This window comes from Mesorhizobium sp. 128a, assembly GCF_053848025.1.
Window position 1 is genome coordinate 129724 of record NZ_JBSPKY010000010.1, and the last position, 17023, is coordinate 146746.

At 63.2% G+C, this 17023-nt stretch carries 23 protein-coding genes; 16 read left to right on the forward strand and 7 right to left on the reverse strand.

The window, feature by feature from the left end:
- Positions 1 to 5 precede the first annotated feature (5 nt).
- The 4 genes from ACWTU9_RS17920 to ACWTU9_RS17935 all read left to right on the forward strand — a co-directional run bounded on the left by ACWTU9_RS17920 (position 6) and on the right by ACWTU9_RS17935 (position 3110).
- On the forward strand, positions 6 to 860 hold the full coding sequence (locus ACWTU9_RS17920; RefSeq protein ID WP_454588305.1) for a 23S rRNA (adenine(2030)-N(6))-methyltransferase RlmJ: 855 nt from the start codon (positions 6 to 8) through the stop codon (positions 858 to 860).
- Positions 861 to 1112: 252 nt separating this feature from the next.
- Positions 1113 to 1565, forward strand: coding sequence for a hypothetical protein (locus ACWTU9_RS17925; RefSeq protein WP_454588304.1), 453 nt, complete (start codon positions 1113 to 1115; stop codon positions 1563 to 1565).
- Between the two features lie 130 nt (positions 1566 to 1695).
- Positions 1696 to 2277: a TetR/AcrR family transcriptional regulator gene (locus ACWTU9_RS17930; RefSeq protein ID WP_455859524.1), complete on the forward strand. Its 582-nt coding sequence runs from the start codon at positions 1696 to 1698 to the stop codon at positions 2275 to 2277.
- Positions 2274 to 3110 carry an EamA family transporter gene (locus ACWTU9_RS17935; RefSeq protein WP_455859433.1) on the forward strand — a complete coding sequence of 279 codons (837 nt, stop codon included), beginning with the start codon at positions 2274 to 2276 and terminating at the stop codon, positions 3108 to 3110. Before ACWTU9_RS17930 ends, ACWTU9_RS17935 begins: the two co-directional genes overlap by 4 nt.
- Before the next feature lie 31 nt (positions 3111 to 3141).
- On the opposite strand, the gene ACWTU9_RS17940 is transcribed toward ACWTU9_RS17935, so the two are convergent.
- Complete coding sequence (locus ACWTU9_RS17940; RefSeq protein WP_455859434.1) at positions 3142 to 3768, reverse strand: TetR/AcrR family transcriptional regulator; 627 nt, start codon at positions 3766 to 3768, stop codon at positions 3142 to 3144.
- A gap of 62 nt (positions 3769 to 3830) precedes the next feature.
- Here ACWTU9_RS17940 and ACWTU9_RS17945 point away from each other — a divergent pair, with 62 nt between their 5' ends.
- The 3 genes from ACWTU9_RS17945 (at position 3831) to ACWTU9_RS17955 (ending at position 6254) form a co-directional block, all read left to right on the forward strand.
- A complete protein-coding gene (locus tag ACWTU9_RS17945) occupies positions 3831 to 4361 on the forward strand; it encodes a DinB family protein (protein ID WP_455859435.1) in 531 nt (176 codons plus the stop codon).
- 594 nt (positions 4362 to 4955) lie between these two features.
- Positions 4956 to 5360 carry a hypothetical protein gene (locus ACWTU9_RS17950; RefSeq protein WP_454588300.1) on the forward strand — a complete coding sequence of 135 codons (405 nt, stop codon included), beginning with the start codon at positions 4956 to 4958 and terminating at the stop codon, positions 5358 to 5360.
- Positions 5361 to 5657: 297 nt separating this feature from the next.
- A complete protein-coding gene (locus ACWTU9_RS17955) occupies positions 5658 to 6254 on the forward strand; it encodes a glutathione S-transferase family protein (RefSeq protein WP_455859436.1) in 597 nt (198 codons plus the stop codon).
- 63 nt (positions 6255 to 6317) lie between these two features.
- Here ACWTU9_RS17955 and ACWTU9_RS17960 read toward each other — a convergent pair whose 3' ends face one another.
- The gene (locus ACWTU9_RS17960) at positions 6318 to 6968 is read right to left on the reverse strand and encodes an outer membrane protein (protein ID WP_454588298.1); all 651 of its coding nucleotides are present in this window, start codon (positions 6966 to 6968) and stop codon (positions 6318 to 6320) included.
- Between the two features lie 413 nt (positions 6969 to 7381).
- Here ACWTU9_RS17960 and ACWTU9_RS17965 point away from each other — a divergent pair, with 413 nt between their 5' ends.
- The 6 genes from ACWTU9_RS17965 (at position 7382) to ACWTU9_RS17990 (ending at position 12540) form a co-directional block, all read left to right on the forward strand.
- On the forward strand, positions 7382 to 8146 hold the full coding sequence (locus tag ACWTU9_RS17965; RefSeq protein WP_455859437.1) for an SDR family oxidoreductase: 765 nt from the start codon (positions 7382 to 7384) through the stop codon (positions 8144 to 8146).
- The gene (gene uvrC, locus ACWTU9_RS17970; RefSeq protein ID WP_455859438.1) at positions 8143 to 10221 is read left to right on the forward strand and encodes an excinuclease ABC subunit UvrC; all 2079 of its coding nucleotides are present in this window, start codon (positions 8143 to 8145) and stop codon (positions 10219 to 10221) included. Before ACWTU9_RS17965 ends, uvrC begins: the two co-directional genes overlap by 4 nt.
- Positions 10222 to 10376: 155 nt before the next feature.
- Positions 10377 to 10973: a CDP-diacylglycerol--glycerol-3-phosphate 3-phosphatidyltransferase gene (pgsA, locus tag ACWTU9_RS17975; protein ID WP_454588295.1), complete on the forward strand. Its 597-nt coding sequence runs from the start codon at positions 10377 to 10379 to the stop codon at positions 10971 to 10973.
- Position 10974: 1 nt separating this feature from the next.
- On the forward strand, positions 10975 to 11226 hold the full coding sequence (gene moaD, locus ACWTU9_RS17980) for a molybdopterin converting factor subunit 1 (protein WP_454588294.1): 252 nt from the start codon (positions 10975 to 10977) through the stop codon (positions 11224 to 11226).
- Between the two features lie 4 nt (positions 11227 to 11230).
- Positions 11231 to 11704, forward strand: a complete 474-nt coding sequence (locus ACWTU9_RS17985) for a molybdenum cofactor biosynthesis protein MoaE (RefSeq protein WP_454588293.1) — start codon at positions 11231 to 11233, stop codon at positions 11702 to 11704.
- Positions 11705 to 11772: 68 nt separating this feature from the next.
- A complete protein-coding gene (locus tag ACWTU9_RS17990; RefSeq protein WP_454588292.1) occupies positions 11773 to 12540 on the forward strand; it encodes a YbaY family lipoprotein in 768 nt (255 codons plus the stop codon).
- Between the two features lie 3 nt (positions 12541 to 12543).
- On the opposite strand, the gene ACWTU9_RS17995 is transcribed toward ACWTU9_RS17990, so the two are convergent.
- On the reverse strand, positions 12544 to 12828 hold the full coding sequence (locus tag ACWTU9_RS17995; RefSeq protein WP_455859439.1) for a cupin domain-containing protein: 285 nt from the start codon (positions 12826 to 12828) through the stop codon (positions 12544 to 12546).
- A gap of 18 nt (positions 12829 to 12846) precedes the next feature.
- Between ACWTU9_RS17995 and ACWTU9_RS18000 the strand changes: the two genes are divergently transcribed.
- A complete protein-coding gene (locus tag ACWTU9_RS18000) occupies positions 12847 to 13041 on the forward strand; it encodes a hypothetical protein (protein ID WP_455859440.1) in 195 nt (64 codons plus the stop codon).
- A gap of 2 nt (positions 13042 to 13043) precedes the next feature.
- Here the strand turns inward: ACWTU9_RS18000 and ACWTU9_RS18005 are convergent, their stop codons facing one another.
- Both ACWTU9_RS18005 and ndk read right to left on the reverse strand, forming a co-directional pair.
- Positions 13044 to 13655 (reverse strand): class I SAM-dependent methyltransferase, encoded by a 612-nt coding sequence (locus ACWTU9_RS18005; protein WP_455859441.1) that lies wholly within the window; start codon positions 13653 to 13655, stop codon positions 13044 to 13046.
- Positions 13656 to 13790: 135 nt separating this feature from the next.
- Positions 13791 to 14213 (reverse strand): nucleoside-diphosphate kinase, encoded by a 423-nt coding sequence (gene ndk / locus ACWTU9_RS18010; protein ID WP_142867808.1) that lies wholly within the window; start codon positions 14211 to 14213, stop codon positions 13791 to 13793.
- A 197-nt stretch (positions 14214 to 14410) separates the two neighbouring features.
- On the opposite strand from ndk, the gene ACWTU9_RS18015 reads away from it, so the two are divergent.
- Positions 14411 to 14611: a hypothetical protein gene (locus tag ACWTU9_RS18015; RefSeq protein WP_455859442.1), complete on the forward strand. Its 201-nt coding sequence runs from the start codon at positions 14411 to 14413 to the stop codon at positions 14609 to 14611.
- Between the two features lie 6 nt (positions 14612 to 14617).
- Here the strand turns inward: ACWTU9_RS18015 and bluB are convergent, their stop codons facing one another.
- Together bluB and ACWTU9_RS18025 are read right to left on the reverse strand one after the other, a co-directional pair.
- Entirely contained in the window at positions 14618 to 15253 is a 636-nt protein-coding gene (gene bluB / locus ACWTU9_RS18020; protein ID WP_455859443.1) for a 5,6-dimethylbenzimidazole synthase, read from the reverse strand.
- Positions 15254 to 15335: 82 nt separating this feature from the next.
- Positions 15336 to 16031 carry a glutathione S-transferase family protein gene (locus tag ACWTU9_RS18025; RefSeq protein ID WP_455859444.1) on the reverse strand — a complete coding sequence of 232 codons (696 nt, stop codon included), beginning with the start codon at positions 16029 to 16031 and terminating at the stop codon, positions 15336 to 15338.
- Between the two features lie 69 nt (positions 16032 to 16100).
- On the opposite strand from ACWTU9_RS18025, the gene ACWTU9_RS18030 reads away from it, so the two are divergent.
- Positions 16101 to 16613: a DinB family protein gene (locus ACWTU9_RS18030; protein WP_454577154.1), complete on the forward strand. Its 513-nt coding sequence runs from the start codon at positions 16101 to 16103 to the stop codon at positions 16611 to 16613.
- Positions 16614 to 17023 lie beyond the last annotated feature (410 nt).

Below are 17023 nucleotides of genomic sequence, written 5' to 3' on the forward strand. Positions count from 1 at the left end.
GCGGCATGAATTACCGTCACGCCTATCACGCCGGAAATTTCGCCGATGTCGTCAAGCATGTCGTGCTCAGCCTTCTGCTCGACTATCTGAAGCAGAAGGACAAGGCGTTCCGTGTCATCGACACCCATGCCGGCATCGGTCGCTACGACCTGTCGTCGGCGGAGGCGCAAAAGACCGGCGAATGGCAAGGCGGCATCGGCCGCCTGATCGGCGCCCCGTTGGACAAATCGGCGGCCGCGCTGCTTGCTCCCTATCTCGAAGTGGTGCGTTCGCTCAATGCCGATGGCGGCGTGAAGAAATATCCTGGCTCGCCGCTCATCGCCCGCCATCTCATGCGCAAGCAGGACCGGCTGTCGGCGATCGAACTGCATGGCGATGATGCCGCCAGGCTGAAAACGCTATTTGCCGGCGATTTCCAGACGAGGGTGATCGAGCTCGACGGCTGGCTGGCGCTCGGCGCGCATTTGCCGCCGAAGGAAAAGCGCGGCGTGGTTCTTATCGATCCGCCGTTCGAGGAAGCCGGCGAATTCGACCGCCTCGTCGAGGGGATGCAAAAAGCGCACAAGCGCTGGCCGGGCGGCATCTATGCGCTGTGGTATCCGATCAAGGACCGCAAGGCGATCATCGCCTTCCGCAAGGCCCTCAAGCAATCCGGCGTCCCGAAGCTGCTCGACATCGAGTTCGAGATCCGGCCTGCATCGCGCGAGCCGAGCCTCGACGGCAGCGGCATGGTGGTGGTCAATCCGCCCTTCACCTTGGAGCGTGACCTGTGCATCGTGCTGCCGGCTCTGCACAGATTGCTGGCGGTCGAGAAACCCGCGCACTGGTCGCTGGAATGGCTGGCCGGGGAGCAGCTCTAGGTCGTTCAAAGGAACGGTTAGTTCGCGACCGCGTCCTCGGCCGCAGCAGCGATGCAAAGTAGCTAAACATTTGACAGCAGGTCGCTTTCCCAGACATAGGGAAGGCGGGTTCGTCAAAGGCTCAGGGCAGCAGTTTGACAGCTTCGCACCGGCAAAACCAGCTGCGAAGCCGTAAACCTTCCTCCGCGCGACCGCTTGACCGCGCGCCGCCGAATCCGCACAGTGCGCGCAGTCGACCTTTGAGAGGCTGCCATGACTCGCTTTGCCAAATCCGCTCTTGCTGCCCTGATTTCGCTTTGCACGCCGCTGGCCGCACCCCTTGGCATCACCCAGGCGGCGCAGGCTGCCGACCTTTCCGTCTATTCCGACGAGGACAGCGGTGTCTGCGGGCAGGCGTGGGTGCTGAACAAGATCTCCAGCCGCTTCTCCTATCAGGTGCATCACGTGCCGCATCTGCCTGATGTCTCGATCACCGATTTCCAGCGCATTCACCAGCATCGCTATCTGCCGGCGAGCGAAGAATGGCCGATCGGCCGCCGCTATTGCGGCGCCACCGTCAGCCTCTCCGATGGCCGTGCCCGCACCATCTGGTACCTCATCGAGGAAGGCCAGGGTTTTGCCTCGATCGGCGACAATGTCGAGTTCTGCGTTGCAGGCTTCGACCGCTGGATGGTCTACAACGGCCGCTGCCGCGTCCTGCGCTGAGCGCATCACTTTCTTCTATTTTCGCGCCTGCGGCGACATCGGCCGCAGGCGTTTTCATTTGGGATGTTGACAGACGACGCTGATTGGTCGCATAGATATGAGACAGACCTGTCTCATCACCGGTAAGGCCATGGCATCGTCGCCCACAACAGACAAACGCCAGCACGTCGTCGAAACGGCCTACGCCCTGTTCAAGCGCGCCGGGTTCCATGCCACCGGTATCGACCGGATCATCGCCGAGGCCGAGGTGGCCAAGATGACGATGTATCGCCACTTTCCCAGCAAGGACGAACTGATCGTCGAGGTACTCGACTATCGCGCCCGGCGCTTCGAGCGTCAGCTCGACCAGCTTGCGCAAGAGGTCGCCACGCCGGAGCGGAAGATAGCAAAAATCATCGACTGGCACGAGCGCTGGTTCGGCAGCCCTGATTTCCACGGCTGCCTGTTCGCCCATGCGTTGGCCGAATTCGGCGATCCCACCCATCCGGTGTTCCAGGCCGTCGCCAGGCAAAAGAACGGCCTCAAGCGGCGCATGCAGGCGATCCTCGAGGACATAATGCCTCCGAAGCAGGCTGAGGGTGCTGCGGCGGCGCTGCTGATGCTGATCGAGGGCGCGACGCTGATGGCGCAGATGGGCGAGGCCGAAGCCGCAATCGATAGCGCCCGCAAGGCGGCCGACGCCGTCATAGCCAGCGCGCGTAAAGCGCAATGAGCGCGACGGTCATTGCGCTCGCGCTGTTCGCGGCCATTCTGCACGCCAGCTGGAACGCCTTCCTGCGAACCGGTGCCGACAGGCTGTGGACGGTCACCGTCATGAGCTTTTCAAGCACGCTTATCGCCATTCCAATGGCGCTTTTCCACGCGCTTCCCGCGACCGGCGCCTGGCTCTATGTCGCGCTCTCTGCCGGCCTCCAGGTCGGCTACAGCGTGTTCCTGGTCGCCGCCTACCGCTATGGCGAACTGGGGCAGGTCTATCCGATCGTGCGCGGCAGCGTGCCGCTGCTGGTTACACTGGGTGGTTTCGCGCTGGCCGGCCAGCAGCTCACAATGCCCGAGATCGTCGGCGTCACGCTGGTCGCCTGCGGCATCATGGGCCTGTCGCTTGGCAGGGGCAGGGCATCGACGACCTCGATCCTTTACGCGCTGGCGACCGGCGCGATCATCGCGGCCTACGCGACGGTCGACGCCATCGGCGTGCGTGTGGCGGGCGACAGCGGCGCCTACACCGCCTGGGTGCTGCTGATCTACGGCGCCTTGCTGCCGGCGACCTTCGTCGCCCTGCGCGGCAGGCTCGTCGTCAACTTCAGCGCGCCCGAAACCCGTAAGGCTCTCGCCGGTGGCTTGTTCGCACTGCTTGCTTATGCCGTCGTGGTCGCCGCTTTCGCGCTCGGCCCGGCCGGCCCCATCACCGCCATCCGCGAAACCAGCGTTGTCTTTGCCGCCTTCATCGGCCGGTTCTTCCTCGGCGAGCAACTGACACCGCGGCGCGTCGGCGCCTGCGCCGTTGTCGCGCTTGGCGCCATCTGCCTCGGTTATCAGCCGTGAGCGACGAGGGATCCCGATCGCGCCATCCTGCTCACGCGATCCGGCCCGTGCCTGAGAGGTAGGCGCAGATCAGCTCGACGAGTTGCTTCTGCAGCTCCGGCGCCTCAAGCATGTCTCGCCTTGCGGCATTGTGGATGACGCCCTCGACCGCCGAGGACAGCACGCGCGCCACGGTCTCATTGTCCTTCCTGCGCCTGCGAAACTGCGCCACCGCCGCCGTGTAGTGGTCGAGATAACGCGATTGGAACGAGGCATGGGCAGCGCGTGAGCTGCGATAGCCTGGCGCCTCGTCGAGCAGCACCTGATGCAGGGTCGGATGGATGCTGTGCGCATCGATCATGCCGCGAACCAGCTCTTGCGCGAACCGCTTGAGCGGCTTGTCGCCTTCTGCTGATTCGGCGATCACCCACAGCACCTGATCGAAATGTCGCCGCCGGATTGCCTCGACCAGCGACAGCTTGTCGGGAAAATATTGATAGAGCGAGCCGATGCTGACGCCGGCGGCATCGGCCACCTTGTTGGTGGTGAAGCCGGCCCAGCCGAGCGCGCTCAGAACATGAGCACCGGCTTCGATGATCGCCTCGACCGTTGCGCGCGAACGCGCCTGGCGCGGCTGCTTGCGCATGCGCGAGCGCGGCTTTGCAATGCGAGTAGACATGTCCGCTCCATCAGCCAAGAATATGGACAACATACTCACATTTTGTGGAGAGGGTACAGACCATGAGCGCGCTGGATCCGCTTCGCAGTCTCTTCGTCTATCAAGCCTGGGCCAATGGCGAATTGCTGGAGAAGCTCGCGGGTCTCGACCAGCGGAAGCATGCGGACGAGCGTCATGCGGCGATCCGTCTGCTCAACCACAATCTCGTCGTGTCGAAAATATTTTCGGCGCATCTTTCCGGCACGCGTCATGGCTACGCGTCCGACAACAGCGAGGACACGCCCGCGCTCGATGAACTCGGCGCCGATGTCGCCGCCATGGATCGCTGGTATCTCGACTATCTGCAAACCGTGTCGCCAAAGCTCCTGTCGGAGTCGGTGCCCTTCGTCTTCACTGACGGTGACAAGGCGATGATGTCGCGCCGGGAAATGCTGACGCATGTCGTCACCCACAGCGGTTACCATCGCGGTGAGATCGGGCGGATCCTGGTGCAGGTCGGTGTCACGCCGCCATGGGATACATTTGCCGTACATCTGCATCAGACCGAGCCTTCGCGCCGGCTGCAGGTGATGCGTGAGCCTGTTGGGGTGTAGTGCTGTACCCCTTGGTTTCCAAGGGCTGCGCGGCTTAACAAGGATGAGGATTGCCGCGATCCTTCACGTCCCTTTGTTCGCTGGGCATCTCCGGCACTGACGCGGGCGCTCTCCCTTCTCGTCTGGAAGATGACCGGCACACAACGGCGTGGATACAGTCCCCTCAAATGCCGTCTTTCATTGCTCCCATCCAGCCTGTGTCACTATACGAGTAAAAAGCTCGCATTAAATTTGGTGCTGTTTCTGCCGCTGCCAAGATGAAGCAAGATCAGGCTCCGTGATGCGGTGCTTTTCTGCGACCCGATAAGCTGCTGACGACCACGCGCGATCGACGCCGCCGCAAGAGATTGTGAGCTTGACGAGAAGAACGCAATGAGTCGCAACGCCCAGAAATTCTGCTGCAAAAGTTCGCTCTGTCGCGCGAAGATTCTTTGCCGATTTCGCTGTCGATGAGCGCCAATATGCTCTCGGTGTAACCGAAATTTAATCTGCAAAATTCAGTGTAATGCTTCGCTGGCTAGACACGCGCGAGTCAGATATGCATAGGCTCGCCGGGTCACTAACGGCCAACGGCACAAACGCAAGGGGCATCGCATGGCTAAGACGTCATCCAAAGCGCCGGCATCCAAGGCACCGGCAAAGAAAGCACCAGTAAAGGCAGCGGCGGCGAAAGCGGCAACTGCAGTGAAGAAGGCAGCACCTGCTGCCAAGCCGAAGGCGGCAGCGCCCAAGGCAAAGGCAGCACCGGCTAAGAAGCCGGCTGCGAAAGCCGCTGCCAAGCCGGCAGTGAAGAAAGCAGCACCGGCCAAGGCCAAGGCTGCGCCGGCAAAGAAGGCGGCGCCTGCCAAGAAGCCGGCTGCCAAGGTTGCGGCAAAACCCGCCGCGAAGAAGGCACCCGCCAAGGCTCCGGCCAAACTTGCTGCTGCGAAGTCTACGGCAGCCGTGAAGAAAGCAGCGCCTGCCAAGAAGGCAGCGCCTGCGAAGGCCGCGAAAAAGTAGTCGCGTTTCTTCGCGCGCCGGGGACGATGCCGGGACATATGAGGGCGGGCGCCTTGGATACGCCGCGCCCTCCGATCTGGTGTTAAGGCGCACGAAAAGAGGGGCGAACGTATTCTATCTTTCGCAGCTCCCAGGACTTCGCCTCACGGCGAAGTCCGGTGGGGCTTTTTTGTTGCCCTGAGCAGACCGCACAGCTCTCGATTGCCGGTTGTTCTGGCGGTCAGTTTTTCTTCTGCTGGCATTTGCCTGTAGACGTCGATCGGTAGAAACTCACTGTCTGCGAAACAGGAACCGATCATGCCGAAGCTGCTCTACGCGTCCTCATCTCCCTACAGCTCCAAGGTGCGCATGGCAGCACTCTATGCCGGCATCGCCGTCGAGCTGGTGCCGGTCAAGACCGAGGACAAGCCGGCCGAACTGCTAACGGCCAATCCGCTGGGCAAGATCCCGGTGCTGGTGCTCGACGACGGCCGCTCGATCCACGACAGCCGGGCCATCACCCAGCATCTCAACCGCGCGTCGAAGAATATGTTGTTGCCGCGCAATCCCGACAAGCGCCTCGAGGCCGAAGTGCTGGAAGCGCTGGCCGACGGCATTTGCGACTGCGCGCTGTCGATGGTCTATGAGCGGCGCACGCGGCCCGAGGAGATGGTCTATCAGCCCTGGCTCGATCGCCAGTGGGCCAAGATCACCGCCGCACTCGACCTCCTCAATGCCAATCCGCCGAAACTGCCGAAGAAGATCACGCTTGGCCAGCTGGCGCTGCGCGCCTGCCTTGGCTATCTCTCGCTGCGATTCGCCGGCAAATGGGAAAAGGGCCGCGGCCGGCTGACCCGCTGGGCAGCGCGCTTCGACGAGAAGTTCCCGGAGCTGAAGGGGGCCGTGCCGGCTTGAGGGCAAGAACAAAAAAAGCCGGGCGCGAGGCCCGGCTTTCTTGTGTCGTGGCTTGAACGACAGTTAGAACTTCATACCGACGCCGAAGGTGACGCGGTTGTCGCTCTCCTTGACCTTGGTGCCGACGCTGTCGAAGCTCTTCGAACCGAAGTCGGTGTAGCGATACTCGACACGGCCGAACACATTGTCGGTGATCTTGATGTCGGTGCCGACACCGGCCGTCCAGCCGAGCATGGTATTGCTGTCGCTGTCGCCCGGAACCGAGATCTTCTGGTTCTTCAGGGCGCCACCGCCGGTGCCGTAGAGCAGGATTTCCGGGGTCACAGCGTAGCCCAGACGAGCGCGCAGCGAGCCTTCGAAGCCGCCCTTGGAATTGACGCCGCCGCTGTCACCCTTGACGCCGTTGTAGCCGAGATCGGCTTCAGCACCGTACACGAAGTTCTCCTGCTGCCACTGGTAGCCGCCGAAGACGCCGCCGACGAAGCCCTTGGTCTTGATGTCGGGGCCGCCGTCATGGACTTTGGCATGACCGCTGAAACCGTAGCCTGCGCTGATACCGGCATAGGGGCCGGCCCAGGAAGCGACGGGGAGTTCGGCGATCGGCGCCGGTGCCGGGGGCTCTTCCGAGACGACATCGGCAGCAAAAGCGGTACCGCTGAGGGCGAAAAGCCCGAGCGCGACCGCGAGCGGCGCGAATTTGAGATTGGCTTGCATTGTTGTTTACTCCTTAAGCCACAAGACACGTAGGCTTGTTTGTCTTGAACGCCATCAACCCGTCCGGGGGATGAAACGGATCTGGCACTCAACGGTTCCGAATGTCGTGTCAAAATGCGGCGGCAGCGAACCTGAAACTGGGTCATTCCCCGGCGCGAATGAGGCCGAAGCTTGACGTTGCATCTTCGCAACAGCGAAATGTCAGCACGCTTGCGATGCTGCACTGCACTCGGCTTGGTGCAAGGAGTCCGGCGTCCTATATTGCGGACCTGCCGACCCGAGTCCGGGGCGGAGCCAAGTGCCGAAAAAGCCGTTTCGCCACATTCCTGCCCCAAGTGGAAACGGCATGTAACACCTGGACCCGTCACAATGTGCCGGCTAGCGGAATTGAGGCGCAGATTGAGGATTGACAGATGATCGAAGCCGCCGGAACGGCGCTGGTGACGGGCGGGGCAAAGCGGATCGGCAAGGCGATCGTCGAGGATCTGGCCGCGCACGGTTTTGCCGTCGCCATCCATGCCAACCGCTCAGGCGCCGAAGCCGACGCGCAGGCCGCGCGCATAAGGGGCGAGGGCGGCCGCGCCGCCGTCATCGCCGCCGACCTGACCGACATGGACGCCGTTGGCGATCTGGTCGGCCGCGCCGAGGCAGCGCTCGGCCCGATCACCCTTCTGGTCAACAATGCGTCGCTGTTCGTCGACGACAGCGTCGAGGATTTCGATTGGGCGGCGTGGGACCGCCACTTCGCCATCCATGTGAAGACGCCGGCGCTGTTGGCGCAGAACTTCGCCCGCGCCTTGCCGCAAGGCCAGGAGGGGCTGATCGTCAACGTCATCGACCAGCGTGTCTGGCGGCCGACGCCGCGCTATTTCTCCTACGCGCTATCGAAGTCGACCTTGTGGACGCAGACGCAGATGCTGGCGCAGGCACTCGGTCCGCGCATCCGCGTCAACGCCATTGGCCCAGGCCCGACGCTCAAGAATGCGAGCCAGGAAGATCATGACTTCCAAAAGCAGGTCGATGGCCTGATCCTGAAGCGTGGCCCGCACCTGGCCGAATTCGGCGCCACCATCCGCTATCTCTGGGATGCGCGCTCGGTGACCGGCCAGATGATCGCGCTCGACGGCGGCCAGCATCTTGCATGGCAGACGCCGGATGTGACAGGCATGGTGGAATGAGTCCCGCAGACCAGAAACACAAGACGCGCGCCGGCGCCGCTGACGATATGCCGCCCGACATCGACCTCGAGGATGAGGCGGCAGAGGAGATCGTCGAGCCGGAGACCGCAGGCCCCGATGTCGCCTTCACCACCATCGACTGGGCGCCTCATGCCGGCGACGCCGACGGCATGGTCGGCGCCGAGGTCATCCAGACGCTGGTCAAGCGGCTGCCCAATGCGCCGGGCGTCTACCGCATGATGAACGCCGCCGGCGACGTGCTTTATGTCGGCAAGGCACGCAGCCTGAAGAAGCGGGTGACCAACTACGCACAAGGCCGGTTCCACACCGCCCGCATCGGCCGCATGGTGCGCGAGACCTCGACGATGGAGTTCGTCGTCACCCGCACCGAGATCGAAGCGCTGCTGCTTGAGGCCAATCTTATCAAGCGCTTGCGGCCGCGATTCAATGTGTTGATGCGGGACGACAAATCGTTCCCCTACATCCTGTTGACCGGCGATCACGTCTCGCCCGGCATCTACAAGCATCGCGGTGCGCGCTCGCGCAAGGGCGACTATTTCGGCCCGTTTGCCTCCGCCGGTGCGGTCGGGCGCACCATCAATTCGCTGCAGCGCGCCTTCCTGCTCAGGAGCTGCACCAACTCCTTCTACGAAAACCGCACCCGGCCGTGCCTGCTCTACCAGATCAAGCGCTGCGCCGGTCCCTGCACCAGCGAGATCTCGCATGGTGACTATGCCGAACTGGTCGCCGAGGCGAAGGATTTTCTGTCCGGCCGCAGCCAGAAGGTGAAGACCGAAATCTCTGAAGCCATGCAGCAGGCGTCACAGGAGCTGGATTTCGAGCGCGCCGCCATTTATCGCGACCGGCTGGCCGCACTGTCGCATGTGCAAAGCCACCAAGGCATCAATCCGGCCACGGTCGACGAGGCCGATGTCTTCGCCATCCACCTGGAGGGCGGCCAGGTCTGCATCCAGGTGTTCTTCTTCCGCACCGGCCAGAACTGGGGCAACCGCGCCTATTTCCCCAAGGCCGATCCGGCCCTGGAAGGGTCGGAGGTGCTGGGCTCGTTCCTGGCGCAATTCTATGACGACAAGCCGACGCCACGGAACATTCTTCTGTCACGAGGCGTCCAGGACCAGGACCTGCTGGCCGAGGCGCTGTCCACCCGCGCCGGCCGCAAAGTGTCGATCTCGGTGCCGCAGCGCGGCGAGAAGAAGGATTTGACCGACAACGCGCTGCAAAATGCCCGCGAGGCGCTCGGCCGGCGGCTGGCCGAAACCTCGACGCAAGGCCGGCTGCTTGCCGGTTTTGCCGAGACCTTTGGCTTGCCGAAGCCGCCCGTGCGCATCGAGGTCTACGACAATTCGCACATCATGGGCACCAACGCCGTCGGCGCCATGGTGGTCGCCGGCCCGGAAGGGTTCGTGAAGAACCAGTACCGGAAGTTCAACATCCGCTCGACCGACATCACGCCCGGCGACGATTTCGGCATGATGCGCGAGGTGATGGAACGGCGCTTTTCGCGGCTGCTTAGGGAACATGGGGATGTCGCCGTGGCCGACGATGCGGCGGCAGGCGAGGCGGCCGACGACGTCGAGGACGACATTTCCGGCAGCTTCCCGGCCTGGCCCGACGTCATCCTGATCGACGGCGGCCAGGGCCAGATGAGTGCGGTGCGAAAGATCCTCGCCGATCTCGGCATCGAGGACCGTGTCGTGGCGATCGGCATTGCCAAGGGGCAGGACCGCGATGCCGGCCGTGAGCGTTTCTTCGTCAGGGGCAGGGACTCGTTTTCGCTCCCCGTCCGTGACCCCGTGCTCTATTTCGTGCAGCGGCTGCGCGACGAGGTGCACCGTTTCGCCATCGGTTCGCACCGCGCACGGCGCAAGAAGGAACTGGTCAAGAGCCCGCTGGACGAGATCGCCGGCATCGGCCCCGGCCGCAAGCGGGCCCTTTTGCTTGCCTTCGGCACCGCCAAGGCGGTCAGCCGCGCGGCAGTCGAGGATCTGGTCAAGGTCGACGGCATTTCCGAGCAGGTGGCGAAACTGGTCTACAACCATTTCCACGAGAGCTGACGCATGTCGACCAAAAGTGTGGAGCGGTTTTGCGACAACGACATGTGTCACCTCAAACAGAGCACGCTATTTTCGTCTGGCCAATCGAATCTCGGCTGTTGACCCCCTACATCCGCTTCTGATTTGAGTACGCAGGCAGAAAGAGTCCCTGAGATATGGCCAAGCGCGCGTTCAACCTGCCCAATATGCTCACCTACGCCCGCATCATCGCGGTGCCGCTGGTGGTGCTGTGCTTTTTTCTCGAAGGGCATCTGAAATCGAGCGACTTCGCCCGCTGGTCGGCGCTGATCATCTTTCTGCTGGCCTCGATCACCGATTATCTCGACGGCTATCTGGCGCGCGCCTGGCAGCAGACTTCCAACATCGGCAAGATGCTCGATCCGATAGCCGACAAATTGCTGGTCGCCACCTGCCTGCTGCTGCTCGCCGCAGACACCGATCGCCACGCCGGCATTGCCGGCTGGTCGCTGTGGGCGGCAATCATAATCCTGTGCCGCGAGATCCTGGTTTCGGGCCTGCGCGAATATCTGGCGGCGCTGAAGGTCTCTGTGCCGGTGACGCAGCTGGCCAAATGGAAGACCGCCATCCAGATGGTCGCCATCGCCTTCCTGCTTGCGGGACCTGCCGGCGACAGGATCTTCCCGCTCACCACGCAGACCGGGCTGGTGCTGCTGTGGATCGCCGCACTGGTCACGCTTTACACCGGCTACGACTATTTTCGCGCCGGCCTCAAGCACATCATGGACGAGTGAGATGCGGCTTATCTATTTTGCCTGGGTGCGCGAACGGATCGGCAAGCCGCAAGAGGATGTCGATCTGCCCGCCGGCATCGAGACGGTGGCCGACCTCTTGCGCTGGCTGAAATCGCGCGGCGAGGAGTATGAGCACGCGCTGCAATATCCTGACGTGATCCGCGTCGCCATCAACCAGGAACATGTCGAGCATCGGGAAAAGATAGCCGGCGCGCGCGAGATCGCGCTATTTCCGCCGATGACCGGGGGCTGACACCATGGCGATCGCGCCAATGGTGCGCATCCAGCGCGAGGATTTCGACGTTGCCGCCGAGATCGCGAAACTGACAGAGGGTCGCGCGGACATCGGCGCCGTGGTGTCTTTCCAGGGCCTCTGCCGCGACGAGCAGGGCCAATTGTCGGCACTCGAACTCGAACATTACCCCGGCATGGCCGAAGCCGAAATCGCCCGCATTGCCGCCGAGGCGGTTCAGCGCTGGCCGCTGCAAGGGCTGACCGTAATCCATCGCCACGGCAAAATAACACCGGGCGAAAACATCGTGCTGGTGGTGGCGGCGTCCGCGCACCGGCAGGCGGCGTTCGAAGCGGCGAATTTCCTGATGGATTTCCTGAAATCGCGCGCCCCCTTCTGGAAGAAGGAACACCGCGCGGACGGCACCGACGGCGGCTGGGTTGAGGCTAAGGACGCCGATGATCAGGCTGCGGCACGCTGGAAGGCGCGGTCTGAATAATCTCTGCGTAGCCATGTAACGACCGCAATCCCTTGGCCAAATCGCCTTCGGCAAAAGGGAGCAAGGGCATGCTGGACAGGATCGCCGAATTCTTCGTCTTCGGTTTCGTGCCGCTGGTCGTCGGCATGCTGGCCGTTCCCGAAATGTCTGTTGCCGCCGAGAGAACCCTGAAGGGCGAGGTGATGTATCGTGAGCGCATCGCGTTGCCGCCCAACGCCGTGCTGTCGGTTCAGCTGGCCGATGTGTCGCTGGCCGATGCGCCGGCCGCCATTGTCGGGGAACGCAAGGTGGCGCCGGCCGGCCAGGTGCCGATCAAGTTCGAGATCAGCTTCGACCCAACGGTGATCCGGGCCAACATGAGCTACGCGTTACAGGCGCGCATTACCGCCGACGACAAGCTGCTGTTCATCACCGACACACGCTATCAGGTCGATCCGCTGAGCGACGTGCCGCAGACCATCGTGCTGAAGATGGTAGCGCCGAGCGACAAGCCGACCTCGGCCTCCCTGTTCGAACAGAGCTGGCTGGTCGAATATATCGACGGCATCGGTGTGATCGCGCAACCGAAAGCAACATTCAGGGTGAGCGAGGCCGGCAAGGCCGGCGGCAAAGGCCCGTGCAACACCTATTTCGCCACCGTCAGCGTTGATGGCCAGGCGATCGCCATTGGCGACATCGGTTCGACCCGCATGGCCTGTGAGCCTAAGGTGATGGCTGAGGAGAAGGCGTTGTTCGAGGCGCTGGCCAAGGCGGCGTCCTACAAGATCGACGGCGGCAAGCTGATCATCGCCGACAAGGATGGCCGCGACATTTTGCGGTTCAACGCCGCGAGTTGAGAATCACGCCTGCGGCGGCGGTGCCGGCGTCAGGCCGAACCGGCGCATCAGGTCCATCAGCCTGGCACGGTCGGGCGGGCCGCCGGCACTGAAGATGGCGAAGGCTTCGCGAAAATAGTCCGGACCGATCGCCGCCGACGTCACCACGCACAGCACCTTGGCGGTCTCGGCCGTGTCGTTGTCGAAGCGGTGAACCGCGCCGCGCGGAATGCACAGCGCCTGGCCGGGGCCGATATCGTGGCGGTGTCCGTCGATAGTCAGCGTCAGCACGCCTTCGATCCCGTACATCGTCTCTTCATAGTGATCATGGCTGTGTGCCGGGGCCGGCAGAGCGCCGGGACCGTCGTCCACTTCACCGACCGTGGGCGCGCCGCCTACCAGAAGATGGCCGACATCCTGCTGGACGTCGAGCGGGAATGGGCCGAGGAGCTTGGCGAGAAGCGTTTCACCGAGCTGAAAACGCTGCTCGGCGACCTCTGGGACACGCCGCTCATTCGTTGAGCTCAGACCGGCTTCGCCGGGCCGAACATCGCCCCATAGTGATAGGGCGGCACCTCGACCAGTTTGACAAGCTTCAGGCCGCCGGCTTCGGCATCCGCGATGGTCTGTTTCGGCGACAGCCTGAGTTCGGTTCGTGGGCCGCGCGGCTCGCCCAGCACTGTCGTCGTCTCGCGCGGCTGCTGGTGCCAGTTGACGATGGCAAAATGGCCGTCGGGGGCGAGCGCTTCGCGCACCGCACGTGCCAGCCGAGGCCGGTCCGGCACGCCGTGGAAGGCGTTGGCCATGAAGACGAAGTCGACGGGCCGGGACACCAGGCTCGCGAGTTCGTAGGCGTCGCCTGCGACGAATTCGCAATTGGTCGCGCCGGCGCCGATCAGCCGGCGCTGCGCGGCCTCCAGCTGGTCGGCGTCGATGTCGATGGCGATGACATGGCGGGCGACGGTGGCGAGCGGCAGCGTGAACCAGCCGTCGCCGCAGCACAGGTCGACCACCGCCATGCCCGGCTTCAGCCCGGTTGCCGCAAGCACGCCGGCGGGATCCGGCCACAGCGCCTCCCACCAGCCGCTCGACGGCATCTCGGTGCCCTGGAAGAAGCCGGGGATGGCGCTGGTCATGGTCGGGTCGGATCCGCTGGTGCCTGGACCGACCTTAGCTGAGGCCGATCTTCGGGGGGAGTGCAGCGAGGTCCGACGCCAAAGAAAAAGGCCGGCGAAACGCCGGCCTTTTGCATGAATTCCGTTCGCGTCGGCTCAGCCGACGATCTCGGTATCCGAGAACCAGTACTTGATCTCTTCGGCGGCGGTTTCCGGCGCATCGGAGCCGTGCACCGAATTTTCGCCGATCGACAGCGCATGCACCTTGCGGATGGTGCCTTCGGCGGCGTTGGCCGGGTTGGTGGCGCCCATCACTTCGCGGTTCCGGGCGATGGCGTTTTCGCCTTCCAGCACCTGCACGATGGTCGGTGCCGACGACATGAACTCCACCAGTTCGCCGAAGAACGGGCGATCCTTGTGGACGGCGTAAAAGCCTTCGGCCTCGCGGCGGCTCATCCACACACGGCGCGAAGCGATGACGCGCAGGCCGGCCTCTTCCAGCATCCTGGTGATGGCGCCGGTGAGGTTGCGCCGCGTCGCGTCCGGCTTGATCATGGAAAAGGTGCGTTCGATCGCCATTGGTCGTCCTTGTGATGAAGAGAGGAATTGGGTGATGAAGAGTGGAATTGGGAGTGGCGGGCTCTATACAAGCCGCCCGGCCCATTGCCAAGGGGAGGCGCCCACGATGCGCTTGGCAGCGCTGTTCGGCCGCGGCGAGACGTTGGACGGCTCTCCGGGTTGAGGTACTATCTCCGAAGGAGGTCGGTTGGCGGAAAATGAGCTGGCACGATCGCAGGCCTGGAGACATCAAGGCAATCCTGCTGATGCTTGCCGTCTTCGGCGGTTTGGTCGCTGCGATGCTGCTCGGGCTCGGCAAGAACTCGAACTTCGGCTTCGGCCCGGAATGGCAATGTACCCCGATTGCCAAGGGCGACTCGATCTGTGTCAAGCTCATCACCGGGGATGAGGCGAAGTGACCGCCATTACCGCCTGATCGCCACCGGCGGCCGCCGCCGTTCCCAGCCCTCCCGCTCCAGCGTCGGCACATCATGCTCCTCGCTGGGATAGCCGAGGCAGAAATAGCCGATCAGCGTCCATTCGGGCGGCGTGTCGAGGATTGCGGCCATCTCGGCCGCATCGAGGATCGACACCCAGCCCATGCCGATGCCCTCCGCCCGCGCCGCCAGCCACAGCGTATGCACCGCCATGACGGCCGAGTAGTCGATGGTCGCCGGCATGGTCATGCGGCCGAGCCCGTGGCCCTGTTCCGTCGTGCGGTCGGCGAAAACCGCGAACTGGCAGGGTGCTTCATTGAGGCCGGCAAGCTTCAGCCGGGCATAGAGCGCTGCGCGCTCGCCCGAAAAGCAGGACAGCGCCTCGGCATTGCAGCGCTCGAAAGAGTCTCTCACGGCCGCGCGCCGTTCGGCGCTCTCGACCACCACGAAGCGCCACGGCTGGCTGAGCCCGACGGACGGAGCGATGCTGGCAAGCTCCAGCAGCCGCTCGAGTGTCCCTTCGGGCAAAGCCGTCCGCTCGAAGCGCCGCACATCCCTGCGCCAGCGCAGCAGCGTCACAAGCCCGGCGCGAAAATCGTCGGTGAAATCGGGGGGTGGTGGCATGGCGATTGGGAGGCTTTTGTTGGGAATAGGCAGTAGGCATACAGCGCGGAGACCTTATTGCCTACTGCCTATTCCCTGATCCCTAGGCGGCTGCCGCCTCCACCATGCGGCCGAGGCTGCCATGAAGGTCGAGGCAGCGTTCGAACCATTGCGCAACGATGTCGCTGTCGTCGAGCAAGCGGTAGGGCGAGGTGATGCGCGCCCATTGCAGCGCGCCAAAGACGATATAGTCGGCAAAGAGCGGCGAGGCGCCGCCGATGAACGGCTGATAGCCAAGCATCGAGCGCAGCGGCTCCAGCGCGGCATGGAAACCGGCGAGCCCGGCATCGCGGCCGGCCGTCACCGCTTCCAGCGGCTTGCCGAAGCGCTGCTCGCGGCTGGCGCGGAAATAGGCGGCGTTCTCGTCGTCCTGCATGGCGTGGATGTCGAGCAGCGCGGCTGTAGTGACATAGGGATGGATGGTGAGCTGCGACCAGCGCTCGATGAAACGCGCCATCGCCTTGCCACCGTCGCCGGCAAACAGCGTCGGCCGCTCGGGATAGGTCTCGTCCAGGTAAAGCGCGATGGCGAAGGAATCGGCCACCACACGATCGCCGTCGCGGATCACCGGCACGGTCTTCGAGATGCCGCCTTCGACCCTGGGTACGTCGAGGAAGCGCGTCGGCAGGCTGGATCTGTCCAGCCCTTTATGCGCAAGCGCCATGGCAATCTTCCAGCAATGCGGGCTGAACGGACGGGTCGTGTCGCGTCCGACGAGTTCATAGAACAGAATGGTCATTGGCGGCTGCGTCCTCGCGGTCTAATTAGCGCCTGCGGCTGAAGCGGAACTCGTTGGCGGGAAGAAAAGATGAAACAGCATTTCATGATGTTTGCGGCCTACAATCAATGGGCCAATGGCCGCATCTACGGTGCCGTGGCCGAACTTGACGAGGAAGAGTTCAACCGCGACGTCGGCGCGTTTTTCGGCTCGATGATGGGCACCCTCAACCATCTGCTTGCCGCCGACCGCATCTGGATGAAACGCTTCACCGGCGAGGGCGATGCACCGGCAAAGCTTGACGCCATCCTGCACCGCGCTTTGCCTGGCCTGAAGTTGGCGCGCGAGGCCGAGGACAGGCGGATCGTCGACTGGGTCGGGACCTTGAGCGAAAAGGCCCTGTCCGGCCGCTTCTCCTACATGACCGTTTCCGACATGCGCACCGTCTCGCAGCGGCTGGCGCCGGCACTGGGCCACGTCTTCAACCACCAGACCCATCACCGCGGCCAGGCGCACGCCATCCTGACCATTCTCGGGCGGCCTTCGGTGCCGCTCGACCTGGCGTTTTTTCAGCGCACCGACGAAGGCCGCGCCTACGCCTGACGACAGGTGCTCGCGGCAGTCGCCGGCCTGGCGACGGGTGTGCCTTGCCGCGCGCCTGAGATAACGGCTTGCGCTTTATGGCCGCGCCGCAAGCGGCGTGGCCGGTGACGACATCCCCATAGTGCCCGTTTTCGCGCCACGCTGGAGCTTCCGTCATTGACGATTCCGGGTCGCTCGTAGCCGCTTGTGGGAAGAGAAGTTCGCAACACCGGTTTTAGCATGGATTTTTTGTTGGCCGATTTGATAAAATTTAAATCTTTAAGAAGACTCGTATTTATTTTTAGAACAACAGTGCAACAGTTGCAAACTACGATGAAGTGAGTTGGAAAAAATTAAGAAACTTTGAGAACTTCGCGCGCGTATTTAAGCTGCACAAACAAAAACGCGGGATCGATCCCGGATTGTTGCAG